Genomic DNA, 24,982 nt, shown 5'->3' on the forward strand with positions numbered 1-24,982 from the left:
CCTCTTGCCTTGGTGACGCGCCCCGGCGGGGTCACCGCGGGGTTGCGAGCGCATACGTACGGAAGTCGTGGCTCCCCCGTGGGCCCGCGCATCCGGATGCCGCGGGCCCACGGGGGACGTCAGCCCCGGTGCACGGTGAACTCCCGCCGTCCGACGCGCAGCAGCGTCCGGCCGCCTTCCACGGAGACCTTCGCCCCCGCACAGCGGGCGGGTCCGTCGACGGCCACGACCGCCTCGTCTCCGAGCGCCCGGAAGGCCACCCGCCCGTCCGCGATCTCGCTGATCTCCGCGGTGGCGTACGCGATCCGCAGGCCGCCCGCACGGACCCCCAGCGGCAACATCGCCGCGCCGCGCCCCGGCAGGTGCAGCCGCTCGCCGCCGAAGAGGGGCTTGCCGCGCTCCGCGGCGGTGACGTCCTGCCCGTATCCGGAGGAGATGTTGAAGGCGTGCAGCAGCCGCCCGCCTTCGCCGTCGGCCGTGGTGAGCAGGAAGACGCCGGGCAGCTTCGCGTCGTGGGTAAAGCGCGGCTCGGCGCCGAGCCGGCGCAGCGCCGCCGTCCAGAATCCGAGGTCGCAGCGGTACGCGCTGGTGACGACGACCGCCCGGCCCGCGCCGACGGGAATGTCGAATCCGCAGCCCTGGCCCGTGGACAGCTCACGCAGCACGATGTCGGCGCGGCTCCCGCGGCTCGCCGTGCACAGTTGCGCCTTGGGCACCCGGATCTCGGCGCGCGGTGCGGCCCAGCCGTGCGCGGTCACCGAGAGGGAGAACCGGTTCGCGTCCGTCAGGGTCTTGCCCGGCGTCAGCCCGAGCGCGTCACGCAGGTCGGTCGACGGGCGGCCGGACATGTCCTTGCCCGGCAGCAGGCCGGAGAGCAGCAGCTTGCCGCCCGCCCGCAGATAGCGGACCAGGCGCCGCTGGACCACGGTGTCCAGGTACTCGCCGGTGGCCAGACCGAGGACGGGTGTGCGGGCCGGGTCGAGATCACCGGCCTGCAGGTCGACGCTGCGGTAGCGGTAGCCGCCCAGCAGCATGCCGCGGGACAGCGCGCCGCGGGGGCCGAAGCCCCGTACCGGTTCGACGTCGCTCAGCACGGCCCGCACGGCGTCGGTGTCGGGGCGGTACTCGGTCAGGTAGTGGTCCGGTACGAAGCCGAGCGCGAGGTCGTCGTACTCCGCCCGCATCGGCGCGAGCACGGCGGCGTTGGCGCGTGCCGCCCGGGCGGTGCGGACCAGGGAGGGATAGCTGAAACCGGGGCGGCCCTCGGGGTCGACCGGGGCGGCGAAGCCGTGGCGTTCCCCGGTGGATCCGATGCGGTCGTTCCCGTCGCCCAGCGGCTCGTCGAGCTTGGGGTTGAACCCGCCGGCGAACAGGTAGTAGTTGATCATCTTGGCGCCCTGGGCCAGGCAGAGCCGGGTCTTCAGGTCGGCCGCCTCGGCGCCGGACTGGTTGTCGAGGTCGTTGCCGTAGTCGGCGTGGCCGGCATCGAACTCCAGGGCGGTGACGGGCTGGTCGCCGTCGTTGGTCGCGTCCATGAAGGAGTTGACCAGGTACAGGTCGGTGACGTTCCGGAACGTCAGGTCGCCGAGGTAGAAGTCGGCGCCGGAGATCAGCCCTGGCCTGCCGGAGTACGTCTCCATCAACTGGCTGATGCCGATGGGGAAGTTCGTGCCCCGGTCGCCTCCGGTGCCGTGGATGTTGATGAGGAACGGAATGCCGCGCACCCCGTTGTCCTCCGCGGCCTCGCGCAGCGCGTCGACGTACCGGGCGAAGCGCCCGCGCATGAAGGTGCCCAAGTCGTGCATGAGGGCGGCGGAGTAGCCGTCGGCCGGTTCACGGACGCCCTTGTCGAACGCGCCGTCGGACTCCCCGGCGAACGGGTAGCGGTCGGCCAGGCCGTCCCCGTACGTCCGCTCCAGCCAGCCCCGGAAGTCCCGCAGCACGTGGTCGGTGAGCGCGGGGGTGTTACTCACCCAGTCGAGCATCCCGATCTCGTTGTCGAGCTGGCAGGCGATGACACCCGGCCGGCCGTCGCCGCGCAGCCGTCGGGCGATGACCGGCATGACGGCGTCGTACCAGCGGCGGGCCTCCTCCAGGAACGCGGGCGCGAGGTAGTCCACGGCGGGCGTGGTGCCGTCAGCGCCGTGCCAGCCCTTGGGGTTGATCTCCGGGTGCTCCCTGCGCACCCGCTCCGGCACTCCCTCGCCCTTCAGCTCGGCCATGGTGAACGGACCGGGCCGGACGACGGTGTCGAAGCCGTTCTCGGTGCACAGGTCGAGGAAGGCCCCGAGGTCGCGCTCCGGCCGGGTGCGTCCGGTGACGTCGATGTGGCCGTCCGGTGTCTCGTGCCACATCCAGGGGATGTACGTGGCGATGGCGTTGAGCCCGGCCGCCTTGGCCTTGTCGAGCCGGGACTGCCAGTCGCCGCGCTTGAGCCGGAAGTAGTGGATCTCCCCGCCCAGGACGAGCGCGGGCTCGCCGTCGATGTGGATCTGCTTGTTCCCGTACGTGACGGGATCGGCCGCACGCCGCGCACCGGCCGCGGAGGCGGGCGCGGGCGCCGAGGCGCCGGCGGCCGACGCCTCCGGGGCCCTGCCGAGGACGCCGGGCGTGGTCACGGCGGCGGCGCCGAGGCCGCCGAGGAGCGTCCTGCGGCTGGGGGTGGTGACCGGCAGGGTGCTCATATCCCGAAGTCCTCCTTGGCCAGCAGCGGCTTGAGGGTGCGGCGGAAACCGCCGGTGCGGAACGGGCGCTGCAGCAGGCCGGGCCTGAGCACCTGGGCGAGTGCGGCGGCGACCATGCCCTGGTCCAGGGAGAGCATCCGGTCGCTGACCTTGCCGGTGCCGACGTTGACGGAGTCGTAGAAGCCGTAGCCGTCCTCGTAGGCGTCGAAGTCGCGGGCGATGCGCCTGAGGTTGTCGAAGGCGTACCGCGGCGCGACCATGAGCGCCATCACGGCGGCGTGCGGGGTGACGACCCCGTTGGTGTAGGCGGAGGGGTCCGGCTTCGGCTCGCCGTACGGCACGTAGGTGCGGTCGGTATTGGAGCAGTAGCCCTCGGGCGAGATGCCGAAGTACTGCACCCCGTACTCCTGGTAGCCGCCCTCGGGCACGCTGGCCGGCGAGAAGCCCCAATAGCCGTATTCGGCGTCGAGCAGACCGTGGTCGCGGTGCCCCTGGACGTGGTGGGTGAGGTTCGTGCGCCATGAGGGAGACCAGTCGGCGGAGGGCACGAACAACTCCGGCATCAGAGCGCCGAACATCGAGCCGCCCCAGCCCGGCGCGTGGCGGCGGCCGCGGTAGGTGTAGTGGCCGTTGAAGTACCGCACTCCGTCGCGCACGACCCAGTCGCCGCCGGGTGGCATCTCCTGTGCCTGGTCCGGGGTGAAGGTGCGCAGCATGTGCCAGTAGTGGTCACCTGGAACGGTGCCGTCGGCGATGCCGAGGTAGCCCGCGATGCGGGTCTCGGAGACGAGGGCGCCGTAGAAGTGGGGGGTGAGCGCGTCGTCGGCGAGCCGGAAGCCGGTGGACATGTGGCCGGGGTGGGCGACGGGGTCGGCCGGGTCGTAGGGGACGTACATGAAGGACCAGTCGATGTCCTTGCGGAGCTTGCGGATACGCCCGCGCAGCAGGGGGTCGGCGTCCTCGGCGATGCGGAGGGCAACGTCCAGCCAGCCGTTGTCGACGGTGGAGAGCAGGTGGTCGACGGGGGCGCCGCTGCCGGGCCACTCGTCGAGCACCTCGCCGGTGAAGGTGTGGTACCAGTTGAACCAGAAGCCGTGGAGCCGCTTCATCCGCTCGATGGTGGCCACCGTGCGCGCCAGGCGGGCGTGCATCTCGCGCTCGCTGATGACGCCGAGGCCGCCCGCGGCCACGGTGGACCAGATCCAGCAGCCGATGTTGGTCACCGAGGTGTTCTCGGTGAGGACGGGCTCGCCGCCGCTCAGGTCGATGTTGTCGGCGGGCAGCCCGTTGTCGGCGACCATCGCCTCAAGCGAGCGGTAGGTGTCCTTGAACCAGCCGGTGAGCACCGGCTCCAGGTCCTGTGGGGAGCGCACGGCGGCGTGTCCGGGAGCAGCGCCGAGACCGGCGGAGCCCGCGGCTCCGGCGGTGACGGCAGTGGCTGCGAGGAACGTGCGGCGGTCCATGAGCGATCCAACTCCCTTGACAGCAGGTGTCTGTGTGCAGGCAGATGCATATGGGTGCGGTGATCGGTGTGTGCTCTGCGGGTGGTGGGCCGTAAGGGACCGCGGGCCGTCAGGCTGTCGGCGGCCCCTTACGGCCCGGGCAGCGGACTACTTCAGCCCCGCGGTGGCGATGCTCTGGGTGAAGAACCGCTGCAGCACGATGAAGACGACGAGCACCGGGAGCACCACCAGGAAGGCGCCGGCCATCAGGACGCCGTTGGAGCCGTCAGCCTTGGTGGGGTCGGTGGCGAAGGTGGCGAGCGCCACGGGCAGGGTGTATTTGTCGGCATCGTTCGTCGCGACCAGGGGCCACAGGAAGTTGTTCCAGGAGCCCAGGAACACGAAGATCGAGAGGGTGGCGAGTGCGGGCTTGACCTGGGGGATCACGATGCGCCAGAAGATGTACCACTCGCGTGCGCCGTCCACCCGGGCAGCTTCCAGCAGCTCGTCGGGGACACTCGACATGAACTGCCGCATCAGGAAGACGCCGAAGGCTCCCGCGGCGAACGGCAGGATGAGCGCCGCGAAGGTGTCGATCAGCCCCAGCTTGCTCATCATCACGAACTTCGGCATGAGCATGAGATTGCCGGGCACCATCAGGGCGGCCATCACGATGCCGAACACCAGCTTCTTGCCGGCGAAGTTGAGTTTGGCCAGCGCGTACCCGAGCATCGAGCAGAAAAGCAGGTTGCACAGGGTCACACAGACCGCGACCACGGCCGAGTTGAAGAAGTACAGCGGCGCGTCCAGCAGATCCAGCAGCGTGCGGAAGTTGTCGAGCGTCCACTCCCGGGGAATCCACCGGGGCGGGCTGGCGGAGAGTTCCCGCTCGGTCTTGAAGGCGGACAGGGCCATCCACAGGAACGGAGCCGCAGTGATCAGCAGGCCGAGGCCGAGGACCACGTAGGTGAGGGCCTTGCGCCGCCGGGCCCGGGCGTCGCGTTTCGCGTAGCCGTTGTGCGATGCGGTCGTGGTGCTCATTTCGTCTTGTCCTTCAGCAGCCTGAGCTGCAGCAGCGTGACGGCCAGAATGATCACGAACAGCGTGTACGCCATCGCGCTGGCGTAACCCATGTGGAAGAAGTTGAAGCCTTCGCGGTACATGTACAGCGAGACGGTCAGGGTGCTGTCCGAGGGACCGCCGTTGGTCATCACGAACGGCTCCTCGAAGACGTTGAGGAAACCGATGCTGGTCATGATGGCGACGTAGAGCATGGTGGGCCGCAGCAGCGGCAGCGTGATCCGGCGGAACTCCTGGAAGGCGCCTGCTCCGTCGATTCGCGCGGCCTCGCGCACCTCGGTCGGGACGGACTGCAGCCCGGCGAGGAAGAGCACCATCGCGGTGCCCATGTTGCGCCAGACCGCCATCATGATCAGCGAGGGCATGGCGAGCGTCTCGGACGCCAGGAAGTCCGGGGCGGTCAGTCCGACCTGGGCCGCCAGCCCGGCGATCAGGCCCTCGGTCGGGTCGAGCACGAAGCGCCAGACGACGGCGACCGCGACGATGGCGGTGACCACGGGGGCGTAGAAGCCGACCCGGAAGAAGGTGCGCAGCCGGTCGATGCCGGAGTTCAGCAGCACCGCGGCCACGAGCCCGCTGCCGATGGTGAGCGGCACACCGAGGACGACGAAGTAGCCGGTGTTGAGCAGCGCCCGCACGAACTTCTCGTCGCCGAAGAGCTTGCTGTAGTTGTCCAGACCCGTGAAGTCGGCGGAGAGCGGGTCGGTGACGTTGGGCAGCCCGAAGTCGGTGAAGCTCATCAGGAGCGTCGCGACGATCGGAAACGCCATGAAGGTGAAGAAGAAGGCCAGGAACGGGGTGGAGAACAGCCAGCCGGAGACGTTGTGCCGGGACAGCCGGTCGCGGCGCAGGGACGCCCGGGGCGGCGCCTGGCCGCCGTCCCCTCCCGGACTGCCCGCCCGGGAGGCCGACCGCTCGGCGATGTCGGGCTTGGCAGTGGCGGAGGTCATGCCTCAGCCCGCCAGACCCTCGGTCTTCTCCTGGAGCTGCTTGGCGAGTTCGGCGGGGTCGCCGCCCTTGCCCAGCTCCTCGAGGGTGAGGTCGATCTCGTGGGCGATCTCCTCCCACTTCGCCAGCGGCGGAATCGTACCGGCGGTGTCCAGGGACTTCTGGAAGACCTCGACGTCGGCGTTCTGGAGCGCCGGCTCGTCCCAGGCGGCCGTGTTGGCCGGCAGCGACTTGGCCATCTCGTACCAGTCGGCCTGCGTCTTCGGGTCGGAGAGGAACGACGTGAACTCCTTCGCCGCCGCCTTGTGCTCGCTGTCGCCGAAGGTGACCAGGGAGGCGCCGCCGATGATGGAGGCGGGCTCGTCGCCGGCCGGCAGTGGTACGACGTCCCACTTGCCCTTCAACTGCGGGGCCTGGTCCGTGATGTTCTGGACCATCCAGGGCCCGGAGGCGAACATCGGCACCCGGTCCGCCCCGAAATCCTTGATCACGTCGTAGCCGGGGGCCTCGGCGGTGCTCTTGGACAGGCCCTTGTCGAAATACTTCCGGTATTCGGTGAAGGACTCGACCGCCTCGGGCGAGTCCAGGGTGAGGTTGCCGTCGTCGTCCATCAACGAGCCGCCCGCCGAGAAGAAGTACGGCATCCAGTTCTGCCAGGAGCCGACGCCGCCGGCCGGGAGGGAGAAGCCCCACTTGGTGCTGTCCAGCCCCTGGTAAGCCCCGGCGAGTGCGAGTTGGTCGGCCCAGGTCTCGGGGGCCTTGTCGACACCGGCCTTCGCGGCCAGATCGGTGCGGTAGTACAGGGCCCGGGTGTCGACGTACCACGGGACGCCGTAGACCTCGCCGTCCCGCTCGTTGCCCTCCCAGGCGGCGGGGAAGAAGTCGTCGGCGGAGAAGGTGCCGGTGTCCACCGGCTCCAGGACGCCGAGGTCGATGAACTCACCCACCCAGGTCGAGCCGAGCTGCGCCATGTCCGGCAGCTTGCCCGCGGCCGCGGCGGAGACCAGCTTCTGATGGGCGACGTCCCAGCCGATGGGGGTCACCTTGATCGTGATGTTCGGGTGGTCCTCGTTGAACTTCTTCGCTATTTCCTGGATGCGCGTGCCTTCCTCCCCCATGGCCCAGACGGTGAGGGTCTGTTCGGCGTCGGCGCCCACCTCGCCGCCCCCGCCGTCGCCGCAAGCGGCCAGTCCCAGCGCTGAGACGACGGCAAGGGCAGTGGCAATCCGGGCTCTGCGGGCCATGAGGGGCTCCTATCGAGTGCACACGCGGGTTTGTAAGCGCATACATGACCCTGGCGGAAACCCGTCGCCCCTCACAAGGGTCGATCCGGTAACGCTTCAGTAACGGTGGTGTAAAACCGGGCCGGGCACGTGCCGCAGGCCCCTCGGGAAGTCAGGCGGGGCAGCCGCAGCTCACCCGGCGGACCAGGACCGTGGGCAGGGTGCGGGCCTCGACGGGCAGCGTGCGGTCCGCCAGCCTGGCGAGCAGCACCTCCACCGCCTCCTCACCCAGGCGTCCCATCGGCTGCCGGACCGTGGTGAGCGAGGGGCTGACCGCCCCGCTCAGCGGGATCCCGTCGAAGCCCGTGACACTCATGTCCCCCGGAACCCCGATCGACCGCTCGGCCAGTGCCTGCAGGGCGCCCACGGCCATCTGGTCGTTGGCGCACACCAGACCCTGCGGGCGGGGCCCGCCCCGGTCCAGCAGTTCCGCCACCGCCTTGCGGCCTGCGGCCAGGGTCAGGTCTCCCCGCGTGCCCGGCCGCTCGGGCACCTCCAGCCCCTCCTCGAGGAGGGCCGCCTGGAAGCCGCGGAACCGGGCCTGCGCGTCCGGGGAGTCCTCGGGGCCGCCGAGGAAGGCGAGCCGGCGGAGCCCGTGATCGGAGAGCAGGTGCCGAGTGAGCGCCAACTGGCCGTCGAAGTTGGCCACTTCGACCCGGTCGAGTCCGGGGTGCCGCTGCCCGGCCAGCACCACCAGGGGCAGCCGGCGCGAGACGACGTCGAGCTCCGCGGCGGGCCACTGCTGGGCGAGCAACGCCAGCCCGTCGACGCGGCCGGCGATCTCCGCCATCGACTCTCCCGCCCGGTCAGCGGGTGACGCCGAGATCAGCAGGGCGTAGCCGCGCCTCCGGGCGGCTCGCTCCATGCCCCGGATCACCTCGTCGCCGTACAGGCTCAACTCCGCGCCCTGGGGGTCGGAGGAGTCGTCGGCCTCGGGCTCGGCGAAGTCGGGGAAGCACAACCCGAGCACGCCGGTGACCCGGCTCGCCAGCCCGCGCGCGCTCGCACTCGGCACGTACCCGAGCTCACGGGCGGCGGACAGGACCCTTTCCCGGGTCTCCGAGCGGACGCTGTCAGGGCTCCGGTACACACGTGACACCGTCGCGATGGACACGCCGACACGCTCGGCGACGTCATACACGGTGGGACCGCCCATGGAGAGCCCATCCTCGGCCTGCGGGACTGACAAATGGAAGCGCATTCAGGGTACCGCAGCCTTCCAGCCGACCAGAGCGGGTCCAGCCGCAGCCGGAACGCGAGGCTGCGACGCACATCGACACGCTGGTCGGCGGGGCCGGAAAGAACATCGCCGAGCGGGAGCAGATCGAGTCTCAGTTCCGGCGCATCAGGAAGTCGGGGAAGGGATCCGCTCGTCAAGCGGGGGTCGCGGCCGGGCGCCCGCGAGGCCGTACGGGGCGGGAGGGCAGCCTTGCCGGCCGATACGGGCGTTACCACCGTAACGGACACAACCGTCGGTCGCCCGATGGCGAAGCGCTCGACGGGCAGCTCGTGTGCGAGATGGAGGCGGGCACCAGGAAGAGCGTCTTGTTACGGACATAACATTTCCAGATGAGCGACGACATGCTGGGCGAGCGGGAGCGGGAGATGTCCGGGGGTGAGGATGCGTGGCTGCTGGTGGCCGTGAGCACGGCCGGCGGCACCGACTCCCTGCGGGTGCACGTGTGGCGCAAGCTGCGGGGGCTCGGGGCGGTGTATGTGCAGCAGTCGGCGTGCCTGCTCCCCGACCGACCGCCCGTCGCCGGCACCGTACGCAAACTCGTGGACAAGGTCCGCGCCGAGGGCGGCACCGCCCGCTGTCTGCATCTGACGCTGACCGATCCTGTCGAGCGCGGCGAACTGATCGGCGAGTTCCGGGCGTCGGTCGCCGCCGAGTACGGCGAAGTCCTCGAACGCCTTCCCGGCTTCTTCGCCGAGATCAAGACCGAGACCGCCAAGGGCCGCGCCGCCTTCGCCGAGGTCGAGGAGTCCGAGGCCGACCTGGCCCGCTTCGAGACCTGGGTCGCCAAGATCGAAGCCCGCGACTACTTCGCCGCCCCGATCGGCGCCGAGGTCCGCGCCGAACTCGACCGTGCCCGCAAGGTGATGAAGAGGTTCGAGGCCGCCGCCCTGGCCGCCGAGACCGAACCCGAAAGCCGCACGGGCCGAGCGGCGGCCCGACTGCGTGCCGTGGAAGGGCACCGCCCGTGAACATCTGGTGGCCGGCAGCCCTGTCCGTCGCCGGCGGCCTGCTGCTGCTCTGGCTGCTCGCCCTCGCGGTCCTGGCCCTCGTCCGTCCGCGGCAACCTGCTGACCGAGGCCGTCCGGTTGCTGCCCGACCTGCTGCGGCTCGTCCCCCGCCTCGCCCGCGACCGGTCCCTCCCCCGCGGAGTGCGCGTGCGGCTGTGGCTGCTGCTGGGAGACCTCGCCATGCCCCATGACGAGTAGTTCCGAATGCTGAGTGCCTGAACGAAAAACTCCCACGGAACCTGGGGAATTTTCCGTCAGGCACTCAGGGCGGGTTCGAGGTCGGGCAGCACCCACTGGGCGGTGTGGAGGCGGTACTCCGGGCGCTGCCCGCGCGGCAGGCCGTCAGGCCATCGCGTCGATGGTGATGATGCCCGTGCGTTCGGGGCCGACCAGCAACAGGCAGCCGTGGAAGCCGTAGTCCTCGTCCGATATCTCGAATGGCAGGCCGATCCCGTATGCCGCCGGCTGGCCGTCGCCGGGGGCGCCCGCTACCTGTGTCGCGGTTGTGTCGAACACGTCCCGGCCGAGGAGGGCCACGAGCCGGTCACCCGGGAAGCAGGGCTGGGGGTCGTCGTCGATGTCATAGTCGTCGATCTCCTCCATGGCCCATGCGCCGCTTCTGGCCATCGAGACGTTGTGTTCCTCGAAGGCGGCCAGGAACTCGGCGAGAGTTTCTTCGTCCAGCCGACGAAGCTGCTCGTCCTCTTCCCACCATTCGTCGTCCACCAGTCGTGCCCAGTGGTCGGATTTTCGCCACCACGCGCGGACCGCCTTGTCAGGGTCGGCGGGGTCGAGCCCGAGGCCGTGCGGCGCGATCTGCACCTCGACCTGCATGCGCTCGTTGTTGTTCAGCCACACGAACTCGCCGAGCAACTCCGCCGCGCACTCGGCGCGGACGGACAACTCCGCCCGCTGGTCCGCGTCCGCGTGCGACCTGCCGAGAGATGCGGCAGAAGGCGCAGCGGCTATCGACAGTCGCAGCGTGTGCCCGAGGTGGGATCGGCCGAGCAGATGCAGTTCATCGTCGAGTGGTGCGCCGCCGGGCTCGGCAGCGACACCGACGCGGACCAGGTCCCTGTGGCCACCGGCCAGTTCCGCTGCCAATACGGTGATCAGCTCCCGGGCCTGTTCGCCCAGCGCCCCCGCATCCGGGCCCGGGGCGAGCGCACCGGTCAGCAGCCGCTCGATCTCCTCGGCGACCTCTTCCGCCGGACGCGCACTCGTCCATGAGTGGCCTAGCCGCTCTGGCACGACACTCGCGTGGTTCACCGTCTCGACAGCCACGGGATACCGGTGCCCCGACGGTCCCTCCTCGGTGGACGTCTCCGGAAATCCACCGTATTGGGCGACCTCCGCCGGCAACGGCGGCACATCCCACAGCCGCTCCGTCGGTGGCGGCGCCTGACCGCTGACCGGCACGCACCGGTACGCGGGCAGATCGGTCCCCGGCCGCGTCGGCCCCCAGTGTTGCAGCAAACGCGTCGCGACAACCGGATCGAGCGATGTCATGCGTATCTCCCTTGCTGGCCTGAAGCCCCACTCCGAACGGGCTCGGCACGACACACGTTAACCAACGAAACTGACAACGAAGGGAGTTGAGCGTGAGCGGCACGAGGCCACAGGCCCCGGACCGCTTCGAAAGACGCCCTCAGCGCCTGGTTTCGACGGAGTAAGTACGTCCAGGAGCACAGAGAGGGCGCAGGCGATGCGGCCGCTGGCGACGGATACCGACTTCTGGTTCGACATCCATTGGATCGTCGACTCCACGCCGGTGCCGTGTGGGACGTCGAGACCGACGGTGAAGCGGTCGGAGCTGGCCGGCTGGGCCGGATACGGGTATTGCGCCTCCCACTCCCGGTTCTTCTGGGGCCCACGTTGTTCCTGGTCTGCACCCCGACCGGCATGCCGATCACCTGGGCCCTGGCCAAGCCGAAGATCGATGAGCGGGAGGTACTGGCCACGATGCTGGACCGCGAACCGCACCTGGCCGCCGACCGGCCCGGCCTGCTGCTGATCGCCGACAAGGGCTTCGCCTCCAAGGAGTTCGAGACCGATCTCGCCTTCCAGGGCGTCGAGTTGCTCCGTCCGTCCTTCAAGCGGGAGAAGCGCCGCACGGGCGAGTTCCTGCTGAAGTCGGTGCGGCAGTTGATCGAGTCGGTCAACGACACCCTCAAGGCCAGCTCGACCTGGAACAGCACGGTGGGCGGACCTTCGAGGGCGTCGCCGTCCGCGTCGCCCGGCGCATCCTCACGATGGCCTCGGCTATCTGGCACAACCGCAAGACCGGCGCACCGGTCCTGCGGTCGCTGACCGCATTCGATCACTGAACACATCGGAACTACTCGTCTAGACCTGGTACCGGACTTCATCCCCGTCCTCGGCTACGCCGACCGTGATACTCCGGTTGTACGCCCAAATCAGCGGCCTTCCATACGCCGCCCGACTCGCCAACCGCCACCACGGTGTGGTGGCCCTGCGCCCCGTTCTGCAGTCCTGGCAGCAATGGGCCGCCTCCTGACCTCCGCCCCCGCGAAGGCAGCCTAAGGGCTGTCCCGTAACTGTCAGGAGGGGTAAGCGTCGGGCTCAGACTCCCTTGTGGTCTGCTGCTGCGGCCCAGCGACGGATGTGCGGGTCGGAATGGACCCGGGCGGATGTTCGTGCCCGCTGGGCTGAGGGTGATAGCCGGTCGGGAACGCCCGGGCCGGGGCGACGGCGTCACCACGCGTGCCGTCGTCGGCGGTCAGCCGGATGCCGGCCGTTGCGTGTCCTGGGCAGCTTCCTGGGTGGCGGACCAGGTGGCGAGGAGGCGTAGTCCCTCTTCGGAAGGTGAGCCAGGCTCGGCGGCGTAGAGGGTGAGGGTGAGGCCGGGAGCAGCGACCATTTCCAGGCCCTCGAAGGCGAGGGTGAGGTCGCCGACGGCGTGGTGGTGGAAGCGCTTGGTGCCGGTGCCGTGGTGCCGGACGTTGTGGGCGCCCCAGCGGGTGCGGAACTCCTCGCTGCGGGTGGACAGCTCGCCGACCAGGTCGTGCAGGTCCTTGTCGTGCGGGTTGCGGCCGGCTTCGGTGCGCAGGATGGCCACGGAAACGTCGGCGAAGGCGTCCCAGTCCGGGTAGAAGCGGCGGGAGGCGGGGTCGAGGAAGGTGAAGCGGGCCAGGTTCTGCTGGTTGCCGGGCGTGGCGTAGACGTCGGCGTAGAGGGCGCGGAAGAGCTGGTTGGCGGCGAGGATGTCCATGCGGCCGTTGCGGACGAACGCGGGCCCGGCGGTGATGGCGTCGAGTGCCCATTGCAGGCTGCGGTGCGGCTTCCACTGGTCCTTGGTACGACGGCGGCGGGGACGGGTGAGCGCATCGGAGCCGTCGGCGGCCTGGGCCAGGTTCACCAGATGGGCACGTTCGGCCTCGTCGAGCTGCAAGGCGCGGGCAAGGGCTTCGAGGACGGCCGGGGACACGCCTGCGAGGTTGCCGCGCTCCAGTTTGGCGTAGTACTCGACGCTCATGTCGGCCAGCGCCGCGACCTCGCTGCGGCGCAGGCCCGGCACACGGCGCCGGGTGCCGGAAGGCAGTCCGGCCCGGTCGGGGGTGATCTTCGCGCGCCGCGAGGTGAGGAACTCGCGGACCTCCTCACGGTTGTCCATGCCTTCGACGGTACGTCCGGCACGCGGCCATAGGGATGTATTGCCGGTACACCCTTTGTCAGTGACTCGCTACGTGCGTGAACTGGGGGTTACCTGGAGGACGTGTTGCTCCTCCTCCCCGCTGCCGACGCGGGACAGGCGGAGCTTCGTACCCGGTTCGGGCGGTCCGCCACCCGTGTTTCGGGTCCGCACCCCGTACCCGGCAACGCAAAGGAACCCGCTCATGCGCGGCGCAGTTATTCACGCTCCCGGTGATGTCCGCTTCGAGACAGTGGACGACGCGAAGATCGTCAAGCCGACCGACGCGATCATCCGTACGGCGGTGACGTGCGTGTGCGGCTCGGATCTGTGGCCGTACCGGGGTGCGGAGCCGACCGGGCAGCCGCACCCGATGGGGCACGAGTACATAGGCTTCGTCGAGGAGGTCGGATCCGGGGTGACCGCGGTCCGGCCGGGCCAGTTCGTCGTCGGCTCGTTCGCCACCTCGGACAACACATGCGCGAACTGCCGCAACGGGTTCCAGTCGAGCTGCCTGAACCGCGAGTTCCTGTCCACCTGCCAGGCCGAGTACGTCCGCATCCCCAACGCCCAGGGCACCCTCGTCGCCACCGATGACGTGCCGGGTGAGGAGTTCTGGCCGGGTCTGCTGGCCGTCTCCGACGTCATGGGCACCGGCTGGTGGGCCGCCGACGCCGCCGGGGTGAAGCCCGGCTCGACGGCTGTGGTCGTCGGCGACGGCGCGGTGGGCCTGTGCGGGGTGATCGCAGCCAAGGAACTCGGCGCGGAGCGGATCATCGCCATGTCGCGGCACGAACCGCGGCAGAAGCTCGCCCTTGAGTTCGGGGCCACCGACATCGTCACCGAGCGCGGTGACGAGGGCATCGCCCGGGTCAAGGACCTCACCGGCGGGATCGGCGCGGACTGCGTCCTGGAGTGCGTGGGCACGGCGCAGTCCATGCGGCAGGCACTGCACTCCACCCGCCCCGGTGGCAACGTCGGCTTCGTCGGCGTCCCGCACGAGGTCGCCGTCGACGGGCAGGAGCTGTTCTTCTCCCACGTCGGACTGCGCGGCGGCCCCGCCCCCGTACGCCGCTACCTCCCCGACCTGATCCACCGGGTCCTCGACGAGCGGATCGACCCGGGCAAGGTCTTCGACCTCACCCTGCCCCTCGACCAGGTCGCCGAGGGCTACAGGGCGATGGACGAGCGCCGTGCCATCAAAACCCTTCTCACTCCCTGACCCACCCCGCATAAGGAACGACGATGCAGATCACCCGAAGCTCCCTCGGCACCGCCAAGGGCCCGGCCGACTGGTTCACCGGCGACGTCTACATCGATCCCGTCGCCGCGGCCCCGGCCCCGTCCCGGGTCAGCGCCGGCCTGGTGCACTTCATGCCCGGCGCGCGCACCCACTGGCACCGTCACCCACTGGGCCAGACCGTCTTCGTCACCGAAGGCGTCGGCCTGTGCCAGCGCCGTGGCGGGCCCGTCGAGGTCATCCGGCCGGGCGACCGCGTCTGGTTCGACGCGGACGAGGAGCACTGGCACGGTGCCGCCCCGAACCGGCTCATGGTCCACCTGGCCATCAACGAAGCCGACGCCGAGCACGCCCTCGTGCACTGGCTGACCCCCGTCACCGACGAGGAATACGCCGCCGCCCCGGCCACCGGCTAGCCCCGGGCCGCCCTCCACGGCCTCCTGACCACGTCGTCCGAAAGGCGCACCGTGACCACTCTCGCCCTCGTCGGCGCCGGCCCCGGTCTGGGGCTGGCGACCGCCCGCCGCTTCGGCCGCGAAGGCTTCCGCATCGCCCTCATCTCCCGCAGCCAGGACCGCCTCGACGCCCTCGCCGCCGACTTGGACCGGGACGGTGTCCACGCCCGCGGCTTCACCGCCGACGTGCGCGACCACCGGACGCTGACCGCGGCCCTCGATGCCGCGACCGCCACGCTCGGCGTGATCGAAGTCCTGCAATACAGCCCCGTACCCCACGCCGATTTCATGAAGCCCGTCCTGGACACCGCGACCACCGACCTGGACGCCCCGCTTGCCTTCTCCGTCAAGGGCCCGGTCGCCTGCGTGCACGCGGTCCTGCCCGGCATGCGTGACCTGGGACGCGGCACGCTGCTCTTCGTCAACGGCGGCACCGCGGTACGCCCCCACCCCGACCGGGCCGGCACCTCGATCGCGTTCGCCGCGGAGAGCGCGTACGCGGCGATGCTCCACGACGCACTCGCCCCGGACAACATCCACGCCGCCCAACTGATCATCCCCGGCGCCATCCGCCCCGACGCCGCGCACTCCAGCCCGACAGCGCTGGCCGAGCGCCTCTACACCATCCACACCGAGCGCGGCGCCTTCCGGCACTACGCCGAGCCCATGCCTGATCCGCAGGACGGCAGCCCGTGACCTTCCCCTCGCGCCGGGCCCTGACCACCACCGCCACCGCCGGTGCGCTGCTGCTGGCGGTGACCGCCTGCTCCGAGGACGCACCCGCGCGGACCACCCCCTCCACACCCGCTTCCTCATCGGCGCCGGCGTCGGAGCAGCCGGGGACCTCGGTGCCGGCCGGCCCTTCCGGCTCAGACAGGAGCACTCCGATGGACATCCGCGTCACCCTCGGCGGGCAGTCGACGCCCGGCGCCGACCAGTTGTCCGGGGCCGAGCGGCTCACCATCGAAGCCGCCTCCTGATCCTGTCCACCGCCCGCATGGAAAGAAGTTCTCGTACGCCCGCCGACGCCGCCGACGAGAGCATCGACCAGTTCGAGAAGGTCCACGCCGTCAACCTGCGCGGTATCTGGGCGTCCATGAAGCACGAGCTACGCCACATGCGCGCCCGGGGCGGCGGCGCAATCGTCAACTGCTCCTCCCTCGGCGGCCTCGTCGGGCTTCCCGGCCGGGCCTCTTACCACTCCTCCAAGCACGGGTGATCGGCCTGACGACGAGCGCCGCCATCGAGTACGCACCGCGCGGCATCCGCATCAACGCCATCTGCCCCGGCACCATCGACACCCCGATGGGCAGCGACATGATCGCCAAGGGCGAACTCGACCGCGCCGGGGCCGAGGCCAACCAGCCCATCAACCGGCTCGGCACCGCCGACGAAATGGCCCAGCCGTCCTGTGGCTGTGCAGCCCCGGAGCCGGTTTCGTGGTCGGCGTCGCGCTGCCCGTCGACGGCGGCTACACCGCTACACCGCTCAGTGACCGGCATCGCGTACCGGGAAGCGGACCGGAGCCCGGCCGGTGGCGGCCCGGGCTCCGGTCGGCGGCCGTCGCCTACGGGCGTTCCCGGATGGCGATCGCGTCGTAGACCAGCCAGGAGCCGGTGGCATTGGTGAGCGTGAGGACGTTCCGGCCGGTGCGCAGCCGGTCGGCGGGGAGCGTGACGTCGAGGGTGCTCGGGCGGATGGCTCCGTCCTTTCCGTCGCCCCAGTGGTAGCCCTGGCCGCCGCCCTTGGGAACGGTGACGTTCGTGGCCGGTCCGTCGTTGAGGGAGAGCTGCAGGGTCGGCGGTCCGGATTCGTGGGTGTCGATGAGCCAGGCGGTGAGGGCCAGATCGGCGGCGGGTGCCTCGTCGAGGTCGAAGCGGAGCGTGAAGGTGTGCGGCTTGGCGCCGGCCCAGCCGTCGCTGGGGCCGGGGTGGATGTAGCTCCACGCGGTGGCGGGGTCGCTGCTGCCGATCGTGAAGTCGACGTCGTCGGGGAACGTCTTGGGGTAGTCGCCGTAGCGGGCCGGCGCCAGCGCGAACTCCCCCGTGGCCAGGTCGATCTTGCCGACCAGGGCCACCTTGCGGCTCACGGTCGCGGACAGCTCACGCTCGACGCCGCCCTCCTCCCATGCGGCGGTGAGCGTCAGGGGCTGCTCGCCGGACGCCTCCGCCGGCGGGGTGAGGGTGAACGTGGCCGTGGCCTTGTCGCCGGCGGGGACGTCGAGCGATCGCTTCGCGGGCTCGGCGGTCCAGCCGTCCGGCGCCTTAAGGCCGACGTCGACGGCGTGTGCCCGGTCGACGTCGTTGCTGTTCACCTGCACCCGGACCGTCGACGGGGTGTCTTGCAGCAGGATCAGCCGCTCCGGGACGGCCTCGATCGCGAGTACCGGTGCGATGTGGACGTACGTGATGGCGTCGGGTAGTTCGGTGCCGTCGGCGGCCTCTCCGGTGATGACGACGCGGTGCAGTCCCGGCGCGGCGTCGGGGCCCACGCGGAGAGTGAGGTCCCGTTCGGCCGTGTCGTCGGCGGGTGCGGTGAGGCTTCCGCTCGCGGGCTGGATCGTGATGCCCGTGGGGGTCTCGGCGCGCCAGGTGGCTTTGACCGGCCGGTTCGTGAGGTTGCGGGCGGCCAGCGTGAGGGTGCCGCTTTCGCCCGCGTCGAGGCGTACGGTGTCGCGCGTGGCGTAGAGCACCGCGGGCGCTTCCGGAGACTTCGACGGCGGGAGTTCCGCTACGCCCCAGTCCTTGTTGGGCTCCGGGCCCATCCACAGCTCCAGCGTGCCGCCCGCGGCGAGCCGGTCGTGGTGGAACCAGGCGTTGTCCTGCCGCCGTCCGTTGAGGGTCGCCCGCTGGATGTACATGTGCTCGGCGGAGTTGTCGTGGGTGACGATCCGGAACCGGCCGCCCGCGTAGTAGTCCGGGTGCAGTTGAATCGTGACCGCGTCGAACACCGGCGACGTGATGTCGTACACCGGCCGGGACAGACTCGCCCCCGTCACCTCGAACAACCCCATCGCCATCAGCGCACTCATCGACCCCATCTGGCCCTGGTCCTCGTCGAAGTGGCCGTAGCCGTCGGTGGTCGATGTCGCGCCGTAGGTCTTCTCCTTCACCTGCCGTACCCAGTACTGGGTCAGCCACGGATGTCCCACGTAGTTGAAGAGGTGGGCCACCTGCAGTCCGGGCTGGTTGCCGTAGCTGACGTGGCCCTTCCCGTACTCGGCGATGAAGTTCGCGTCGGCGGACTGCTCGAAGGCGTAGTTGAGCTTGTCGGCGTACGCCTTCCGTCCGCCGAGCCTGTTGGCCAGAGCGATCACGTCGTGAGAGGTGAACCAGGTCGCCTGCCATGAATTCGCCTCGACGAAGTCCTCGTGCGACAGCGGGTCGAACGGTTCCTGCCAGCGGCCGTTCATGGCACGCGGCCGGATGAATCCGGTGGAGCGGTCGAAGAGGTTGCGCCAGCTCCCCGACCTTTCGATCAGGAAGGCGCCCATGTCGGTGTCGTCCCAGACCTCGAACTCGCCCAGCCCGACGTTCTCACCGGTGCCGCCGGTCGCCTCGAACCTCACCCAGCTCACCCGCCTGGGCCGGAACTCCACCACCTTGTTCCGGCCGTCACCGGGAACGCCGTTCACGTTCACCGACGATCCGTCGCTGAACACCAGCACACCGGAGTTCACCCGCGAATCACCTTCGGTGCGGTCGGCGAGCACCACCTTGTGAACGCGCTTCTTCTCCGCCCAGCTCAGCTTGATCCACGGCTTCTGCTCTCTGGACGCCCACTCCACGTTCACCGGCTCGGTCACGCTGGAACGCGGCGGCCGGCCGTCCACCGCCCGCACGCCCGCCTGCGTCGAGTCGTTCACCTCCGACGACACCGACACCTCGGCGAACTGCGCCACGTTGAGGCCCGACTTGCCCAGCCGCCGCGCCAGCTGACCCAGCGTCCAGTCCTGGAACGCGTACTCCAGCGTCTGCCCCGCACCGCCCTCAAGCGGTCCGCCGCAGATCTCGTTCGGTACGTATCCGAGGTCGAAGTAGTAGCGGGCGCCGCCGCAACTTCCCCAGCGCCCGTACTCGAAGGAGCCCGCCTCGAAGAGGCCGCCGAGCGAGTGGGCGTCGAGCATGGCCTCGTACGCGAGGTCGATGTCGAAGTCCCGGATCCCCTTGTTCCAGGCGCCGCTGATGAACGAGGTCACGGGCGATCCGGTCATCACCCACGAGTAGTCGCCGGCCACCGGGCCTCGCGGCAGCAGCCCCCCGTCCTGGTACATCCGGAGCTGCGACTTCACGATGCTGGAGTAGATCTCCGGATAGGCCAGCCCCAGCACGGTGTTGAGGTTCCACTGCGTCAACCACAGCGCGTCGTAGTTGTACATCGCGTACCGCGGCACACCGCGGGCGTCCGACGGGATCTTCTGGACCTTGCGGTGCTGCCAGGTGTTGTCGAGGTACGTGCCGTCGGCGTCGCTGATCACGCTGCGGCCGCACAGGACGTGGAACAGGTCGGTATAGAACTTCACCTGCTGCTGGTCGCTGCCCCCTTCGACATCGATACGGCCCAGCAGCCGGTTCCAGTGCTCCTGTGAGGCCGTCTTGACCGCATCGAAGTCCCAGCCCGGCAGCTCCGCCTCCAGGTTCTTCCGCGCCCCGGCGACCCCCGTGAAGGACAACGCGACCTTCACCTGCACCTGCTCACCCGCATCGAGACGGCCGTACCGGACATAGAAGCCCGCCCCGTCACCCTCGACCTCGCCGACCGCCGCGCCGCCGTCGACCAGCTCGCCGTCCGCCCACCCGTGCATGGAGTCGAAGGCCCGGTCGAACTGAATGCTGAAGAAGAGCTGGTTGTGGTGATCGGGATAACCGGTGCCGCGCTGGAATACGTAGCCCTCCACCTCGCGGTTGCTACGCCTGGTGATGCGGGCGTTCTTCATGATCGCTTCGCCCAGCGTCCCGCCGAGGTTGACGACGATCTCGCTTCCGCCGGCATCGTCGTACGTGTAGCGGTGCAGACCGACTCGATCGGTGCAGGTCAGCTCGGCGGTGATGCCGTACCGGTCCAAGTGGAGTTTGTGGTAGCCGGGTTCCGCCACCTCACCGACGTCGTGATTCACGTACGACTGCCAGCCGGTGTCACCCTCCAGCTTCGGCACCCCCTCTCCGGTCGTGGGCATCACCTGCACCCCGGAGATCTGCCAGCAGTGCAGGTGACTGAAGCCCTTGACCTGGTTCTCCTTGCGCATGTAGCCCGTCCCCCACGTCGCGTGGGTGCTGGTGTCAGGGCGCAGCTTGACCAGGCCGAACGGGTTGCTGGCCGACTGGAAGAAGAAGAACCGGCCCCGATCCGCCTCCACCCAGGGGTTCACGAGCTTCACGTAGTCCCGGCCCGCCTCCCCCGCGGCTCCCGGCGTTGCCGCCCAGGCGCTCCCCGGGCCGTACGCGCCCACCACACCGGCGCCGAGCATGCCGCCGGTGGACAGGAGGAGGCGGCGGCGAGACATTCCACCGATGGCTTTCCGTGCAGGCATGGGCAATCCCCTGTCGATCGTTTGGACACGGTTGACGAGCTCGTTGCGCGGTCGTGCACGGTGGACTGCGGCTACGACGTCTCGCGGATGGCGAGGGCGTCGTAGACGATCCAGGAGCCGGCTGTGTTGGTGAGCGTGACGGTGTTCCGGCCGGTGCGGAGCCGGGCGGCGGGGAGGGTGACGTCGAGTGTGGCGGGGCGGATGGCTCCGCCGGTGCCGTCACCCCAGTGGAAGCCGTCACCGCCGCCGCCGGGCAGGTTGACGGTGGTGGCCGGTCCGTCGTTGAGGGTGACCTGTAGGGACGGTCCGGACTGCTGGGTGTCGACGAGCCAGGCGGTGAGGGCCAGGTCGGCGGCGGGCGGCTCGTCCAGGTCGAAGCGGAGCGTGAAGGTGTGCGGTTTGGCGCCCGCCCAGGCGTCGCTGGGGCCGGGGTGGATGTAGCTCCAGGCGGTCGCCGGGTCGCTGCTGCCGATGGCGAAGTCGACGTCGTCGGGGAAGACGGCGGGGTAGTCGCCGTAGCGGTTCGGCGCCAGCGCGAACTCCTCGGTGGCCAGGTCGGCGTCGCCGAGACGGGCGACGACCCGGTGGACGGTGGCGGAGGGCTGGTGCTCGGCGGTGCCCCATCCGCCCTCGGCGAGCAGCGTGAGGGTCTGCGGTCCGACGACACCCTGCGGCGGGGTGACGGTGAAGGTGGTGGTGGCGCTCGCGCCGGCGGCGACCTGCACGGTGCGGGTCTCCGGCTCGACGCGCCAGCCCTCGGGGGTCCGCAGGGAGACATCGGCGCCGAGGTCCTGATCACCATGGCCGGTCAGCCGCACCTGGAAGGCGACGGGGGCGGATTCCAGCAAGTGCAGCTCCGCCGGCTCGGTCTCGATCGAGAGCGCGGGTGCGACGTGGATGTACGTGATGGCGTCGGGTAGTTCGGTGCCGTCGGCGGCCCGGCTGGTGATCACGACGCGATGCAGTCCCGGCGCGGTGCTGTCGGCGACTCGCAGGGTGAGGTCGTGTGCGCCGGTGTCGTCGGCGGGTGCGGTGAGGCTTCCGCTCGCGGGCTGGATCGTGATGCCCGTGGGGGTCTCGGCGCGCCAGGTGGCTTTGACCGGCCGGTTCGTGAGGTTGCGGGCGGCCAGCGTGAGGGTGCCGCTTTCGCCCGCGTCGAGGCGTACGGTGTCGCGCGTGGCGTAGAGCACCGCGTGCGCCTCGGGCGACTTCGACGGCGGGAGTTCGGCCACACCCCAGTCCTTGTTGGGCTCCGGGCCCATCCACAGCTCCAGCGTCCCGCCCGCGATGAGGCGGTCGTGGTGGAACCAGGCGTTGTCCTGCCGCCCTCCGTTGAGGGTCGCCCGCTGGATGTACATGTGCTCGGCGGAGTTGTCGTGGGTGACGATCCGGAACCGGCCGCCCGCGTAGTAGTCCGGGTGCAGTTGAATGGTCACCGCGTCGAACACCGGCGACGTGATGTCGTACACCGGCCGGGACAGACTCGCCCCCGTCACCTCGAACAACCCCATCGCCATCAGCGCACTCATCGACCCCATCTGGCCCTGATCCTCGTCGTGCCCCCCGTATCCCTTCGTCGTGGTCGTAGCGCCGTACGTGATCTCCTTGACCTTGCGCACCCAGTACTGGCTCAGCCAGGGATGACCGACATAGTTGAAGAGGTGCGCCATCTGCAGACCGGGCTGGTTGCCGTAGTTGACGTACGCATCCTCGTCGCCGTTCTGCCCCGCCCCCGTGAACTCGGCCTCCTCGGACCGCTCGAAGGCGCCGTTGAGCTTGTCGGCGTAGGCGGTCCTGCCGCCCAGCCTGTTGGCCAGCCCGAGGACGTCGTACGAGGCGTACCAGGTGGCCTGCCAGGAGCTGGCCTCGACGAAGTCGTCGGGGGACAGCGGGTCGAAGGGGTCCTTCCAGCGGCCGTTCGCGTCCCTGGGCCGGACGAATCCGGTGGAGCGGTCGAAGAGGTTACGCCAGCTCCCGGACCTCTCGATGAGAAAGGCACCGGCATCGGTGTCGTCCCACACCTCGAACTCGTCGAGCCCCACGTTCTCGCCGGTGCCGCCGGTCGCCTCGAACCTCACCCAGCTCACCCGCCTGGGCCGGAACTCCACCGCCTTCTTCCGGCCGTCACCGGGAACGCCGTTCACGTTCACCGACGATCCGTCGCTGAACACCAGCACACCGGAGTTCACCCGCGAATCACCTTCGGTGCGGTCGGTGAGCACCACCTTGTGAACGCGCTTCTTCTCCGCCCAGTCCAGCCTGATCCACGGCTTCCGCTCCTTCGAGACCCACCCGGCGTTCCCCGGCTGGGTCACGCTGGACCGCGGCGGCCGCCCGTCGACCGCCCGCACGCCCGCCTGTGTCGAGTCGTTCACCTCCGACGACACCGACACCTCGGCGAACTGCGCCACGTTGAGGCCCGACTTGCCGAGCCGCCGCGCCAACTGACCCAGCGTCCAGTCCTGGAACGCGTACTCGACGGTTTCCCCGGCGCCGCGGCTGCGCCATCCGGCGTGCAGGTCGTGGGGTACGTACCCGAGGTCGAGGTAGGCGCGGCCGCCGCCCTGGTTCTCCCCCCAGGTGGCGTATTCGTACGGGGCCTTGTCGAAGAGGCCGCCGAGGGAGTGGGCGTCGAGCATGGCCTCGTACGCGAGGTCGATGTCGAAGTCCCGGATCCCCTTGTTCCAGGCGCCGCTGATGAACGAGGTGGCCGGGGAACCGGTCATGACGAACGAGTAGTTGCCGGCCACGGGGCCTCGCGGCAGCAGCCCCCCGTCCTGGTACATCTGCAGTTGCGACTTCACGATGCTGGAGTAGATCTCCGGATAGGCCAGCCCCAGCACGGTGTTGAGGTTCCACTGCGTCAACCACAGCGCGTCGTAGTTGTACATCGCGAACCGCGGGTGACCTGACCTGTCGAGCGGCAGCCGGCCGATCCGCCCGCGGCTCCAGGTGTTGTCGAGGTACGTGCCGTCGGCGTCGCTGATCACGCTGCGGCCGCACAGGACGTGGAACAGGTCGGTATAGAACTTCACCTGCTGCTGGTCGCTGCCCCCTTCAACGTCGATACGGCCCAGCAGCCGGTTCCAGTGCTCCTGCGACGCCGCCTTCACCGCATCGAAGTCCCAGCCCGGCAGCTCCGCCTCCAGGTTCTTCCGCGCCCCGGCGACCCCCGTGAAGGACAACGCGACCTTCACCTGCACCTGCTCACCCGCATCGAGACGGCCGTACCGGACATAGAAGCCCGCCCCGTCACCCTCGACCTCGCCGACCGCCGCGCCGCCGTCGACCAGCTCGCCGTCCGCCCACCCGTGCATGGAGTCGAAGGCCCGGTCGAACTGAATGCTGAAGAAGAGCTTCGTGTGCTTGTTGTCGCTCTGCCCGTAGTAGTAGCCGTTGGTGATCGTGCCGACCTGTGCCGCGTATCCCTCGATCACGCGGTCGCTCACCCTGGTGACGTGGGCGTCCTGCATCTCGGCCTCACCGAGCACACCGCCGAGGTTGACGACGATCTCGCCCGGACCCGGCTCGTCGTACGTGTAGCGGTGCAGACCGACTCGATCGGTGCAGGTCAGCTCGGCGGTGATGCCGTACCGGTCCAAGTGGAGTTTGTGATAGCCGGGTTCCGCCGCCTCGCCGACATCGTGGTTCACGTACGACTGCCAGCCGGTGTCACCCTCCAGCTTCGGCACCCCCTCCCCCGACGTGGGCATCATCTGGACTCCGGCGATCTGCCAGCAGTGCAGGTGGCTGAAGCCCTTCACGTGGGACTCGCTCCTGCGGTAGCCGGTGCCCCAGACCGAGTGGGTGCTGGTGTCCGGGCGCAGCTTGACCATGCCGAAGGGGTTACTCGCCGACTGGAAGAAGAAGAACCGGCCGACGTCGGCCTCCACCCACGGGTCGACCAGGCGTACGTAGTCGCGGGCGGGCCCGGCCGAGGGCGCATCCCCCGGCACCGCCGCGGCGGCGGTGCCTCCACGGGCGCCTGCGCCCAGGGTGCTCACGGCGAGCAGCCCGCTGGTGGAGGCCAGGAAGCGGCGGCGGGACGGGGCCGGGGTGGACGGATCGGGCTGCGACATGTCTCTGCCTTGTCTTTGATTGCGGCGCACGGGACCGTCCGGTGCCGTGCGCCTGCGTTGTCGATGACCCTGGTGGTGCCGGTGCTCCAGCGCCGCTGGCAGTCCGGCCGACGGGCTCGGGACCCGGCACGGAGCATCACTGGAGTGCGGGCTGCAAGCACGTTCTGGGGCCGAAGGCCCGGTGCGCCGGTCCTTCAAGTGACGGAAGCTCTGGGCGAGTTATCGTTACCATGCGGCAGTGCGGTTGGAACGTAAAGGCCGGACGCGCCGGCGTCAAGGGGGTGCGTTCCCCCGGGTTGGACCGCACCCTCCTGAGCTGGCACGTAAGAAGATCGATGCGCC

The 24,982-nt window shown here is 69.8% G+C and carries 15 protein-coding genes and 2 pseudogenes; 7 read left to right on the top strand and 10 right to left on the bottom strand.

From position 1 onward, the window contains the following. Positions 1-119: 119 nt before the first annotated feature. The 6 genes from OG946_RS02360 to OG946_RS02385 all read right to left on the bottom strand — a co-directional run bounded on the left by OG946_RS02360 (position 120) and on the right by OG946_RS02385 (position 8,593). Positions 120-2,684 (bottom strand): beta-galactosidase, encoded by a 2,565-nt coding sequence (locus OG946_RS02360; RefSeq protein ID WP_326794488.1) that lies wholly within the window; start codon positions 2,682-2,684, stop codon positions 120-122. Continuing rightward, a complete protein-coding gene (locus OG946_RS02365) occupies positions 2,681-4,147 on the bottom strand; it encodes a glucoamylase family protein (RefSeq protein WP_326794489.1) in 1,467 nt (488 codons plus the stop codon). The genes OG946_RS02360 and OG946_RS02365 overlap by 4 nt, the downstream gene beginning before the upstream one ends. 147 nt (positions 4,148-4,294) lie before the next feature. Continuing rightward, complete coding sequence (locus OG946_RS02370) at positions 4,295-5,167, bottom strand: carbohydrate ABC transporter permease (RefSeq protein WP_326794490.1); 873 nt, start codon at positions 5,165-5,167, stop codon at positions 4,295-4,297. Continuing rightward, positions 5,164-6,156 carry a carbohydrate ABC transporter permease gene (locus tag OG946_RS02375; protein ID WP_326794491.1) on the bottom strand — a complete coding sequence of 331 codons (993 nt, stop codon included), beginning with the start codon at positions 6,154-6,156 and terminating at the stop codon, positions 5,164-5,166. Before OG946_RS02375 ends, OG946_RS02370 begins: the two co-directional genes overlap by 4 nt. Positions 6,157-6,159: 3 nt before the next feature. Further along, positions 6,160-7,398 carry a sugar ABC transporter substrate-binding protein gene (locus OG946_RS02380; RefSeq protein ID WP_326794492.1) on the bottom strand — a complete coding sequence of 413 codons (1,239 nt, stop codon included), beginning with the start codon at positions 7,396-7,398 and terminating at the stop codon, positions 6,160-6,162. 151 nt (positions 7,399-7,549) lie between these two features. After that, positions 7,550-8,593: a LacI family DNA-binding transcriptional regulator gene (locus OG946_RS02385; protein WP_326794493.1), complete on the bottom strand. Its 1,044-nt coding sequence runs from the start codon at positions 8,591-8,593 to the stop codon at positions 7,550-7,552. 413 nt (positions 8,594-9,006) lie between these two features. Here OG946_RS02385 and OG946_RS02390 point away from each other — a divergent pair, with 413 nt between their 5' ends. Continuing rightward, positions 9,007-9,645: a Chromate resistance protein ChrB gene (locus OG946_RS02390; protein ID WP_326794494.1), complete on the top strand. Its 639-nt coding sequence runs from the start codon at positions 9,007-9,009 to the stop codon at positions 9,643-9,645. A 381-nt stretch (positions 9,646-10,026) separates the two neighbouring features. Here OG946_RS02390 and OG946_RS02395 read toward each other — a convergent pair whose 3' ends face one another. Further along, entirely contained in the window at positions 10,027-11,193 is a 1,167-nt protein-coding gene (locus tag OG946_RS02395; RefSeq protein ID WP_326794495.1) for a hypothetical protein, read from the bottom strand. Between the two features lie 193 nt (positions 11,194-11,386). Between OG946_RS02395 and OG946_RS02400 the strand changes: the two are divergent. Further along, positions 11,387-12,011 (top strand): annotated as a pseudogene (locus OG946_RS02400) (transposase); the annotation flags it as partial. Between the two features lie 413 nt (positions 12,012-12,424). On the opposite strand, the gene OG946_RS02405 reads toward OG946_RS02400, so the two are convergent. Further along, positions 12,425-13,318, bottom strand: a complete 894-nt coding sequence (locus OG946_RS02405; protein ID WP_326794496.1) for a helix-turn-helix transcriptional regulator — start codon at positions 13,316-13,318, stop codon at positions 12,425-12,427. Positions 13,319-13,541: 223 nt separating this feature from the next. On the opposite strand from OG946_RS02405, the gene OG946_RS02410 reads away from it, so the two are divergent. The 5 genes and pseudogenes from OG946_RS02410 to OG946_RS02430 form a co-directional block, all read left to right on the top strand. Next, entirely contained in the window at positions 13,542-14,558 is a 1,017-nt protein-coding gene (locus tag OG946_RS02410) for a zinc-dependent alcohol dehydrogenase family protein (protein WP_326794497.1), read from the top strand. Positions 14,559-14,581: 23 nt separating this feature from the next. After that, positions 14,582-14,992 (top strand): (R)-mandelonitrile lyase, encoded by a 411-nt coding sequence (locus OG946_RS02415; RefSeq protein ID WP_326794498.1) that lies wholly within the window; start codon positions 14,582-14,584, stop codon positions 14,990-14,992. 51 nt (positions 14,993-15,043) lie between these two features. Further along, complete coding sequence (locus OG946_RS02420; protein WP_326794499.1) at positions 15,044-15,727, top strand: SDR family NAD(P)-dependent oxidoreductase; 684 nt, start codon at positions 15,044-15,046, stop codon at positions 15,725-15,727. Beyond that, on the top strand, positions 15,724-16,011 hold the full coding sequence (locus OG946_RS02425) for a hypothetical protein (RefSeq protein WP_326794500.1): 288 nt from the start codon (positions 15,724-15,726) through the stop codon (positions 16,009-16,011). The genes OG946_RS02420 and OG946_RS02425 overlap by 4 nt, the downstream gene beginning before the upstream one ends. A gap of 38 nt (positions 16,012-16,049) precedes the next feature. Then, a pseudogene (locus tag OG946_RS02430) lies at positions 16,050-16,512 on the top strand (SDR family oxidoreductase); the annotation flags it as partial. Positions 16,513-16,598: 86 nt separating this feature from the next. On the opposite strand, the gene OG946_RS02435 reads toward OG946_RS02430, so the two are convergent. Together OG946_RS02435 and OG946_RS02440 are read right to left on the bottom strand one after the other, a co-directional pair. Beyond that, positions 16,599-20,534, bottom strand: a complete 3,936-nt coding sequence (locus OG946_RS02435) for a glycoside hydrolase domain-containing protein (RefSeq protein ID WP_326794501.1) — start codon at positions 20,532-20,534, stop codon at positions 16,599-16,601. Between the two features lie 98 nt (positions 20,535-20,632). After that, on the bottom strand, positions 20,633-24,640 hold the full coding sequence (locus OG946_RS02440) for a glycoside hydrolase domain-containing protein (RefSeq protein WP_326794502.1): 4,008 nt from the start codon (positions 24,638-24,640) through the stop codon (positions 20,633-20,635). Positions 24,641-24,982: the final 342 nt, after the last annotated feature.

It is taken from the genome of Streptomyces sp. NBC_01808, assembly GCF_035917395.1.
In the GTDB taxonomy this organism is placed as follows: Bacteria; Actinomycetota; Actinomycetes; order Streptomycetales; family Streptomycetaceae; genus Streptomyces.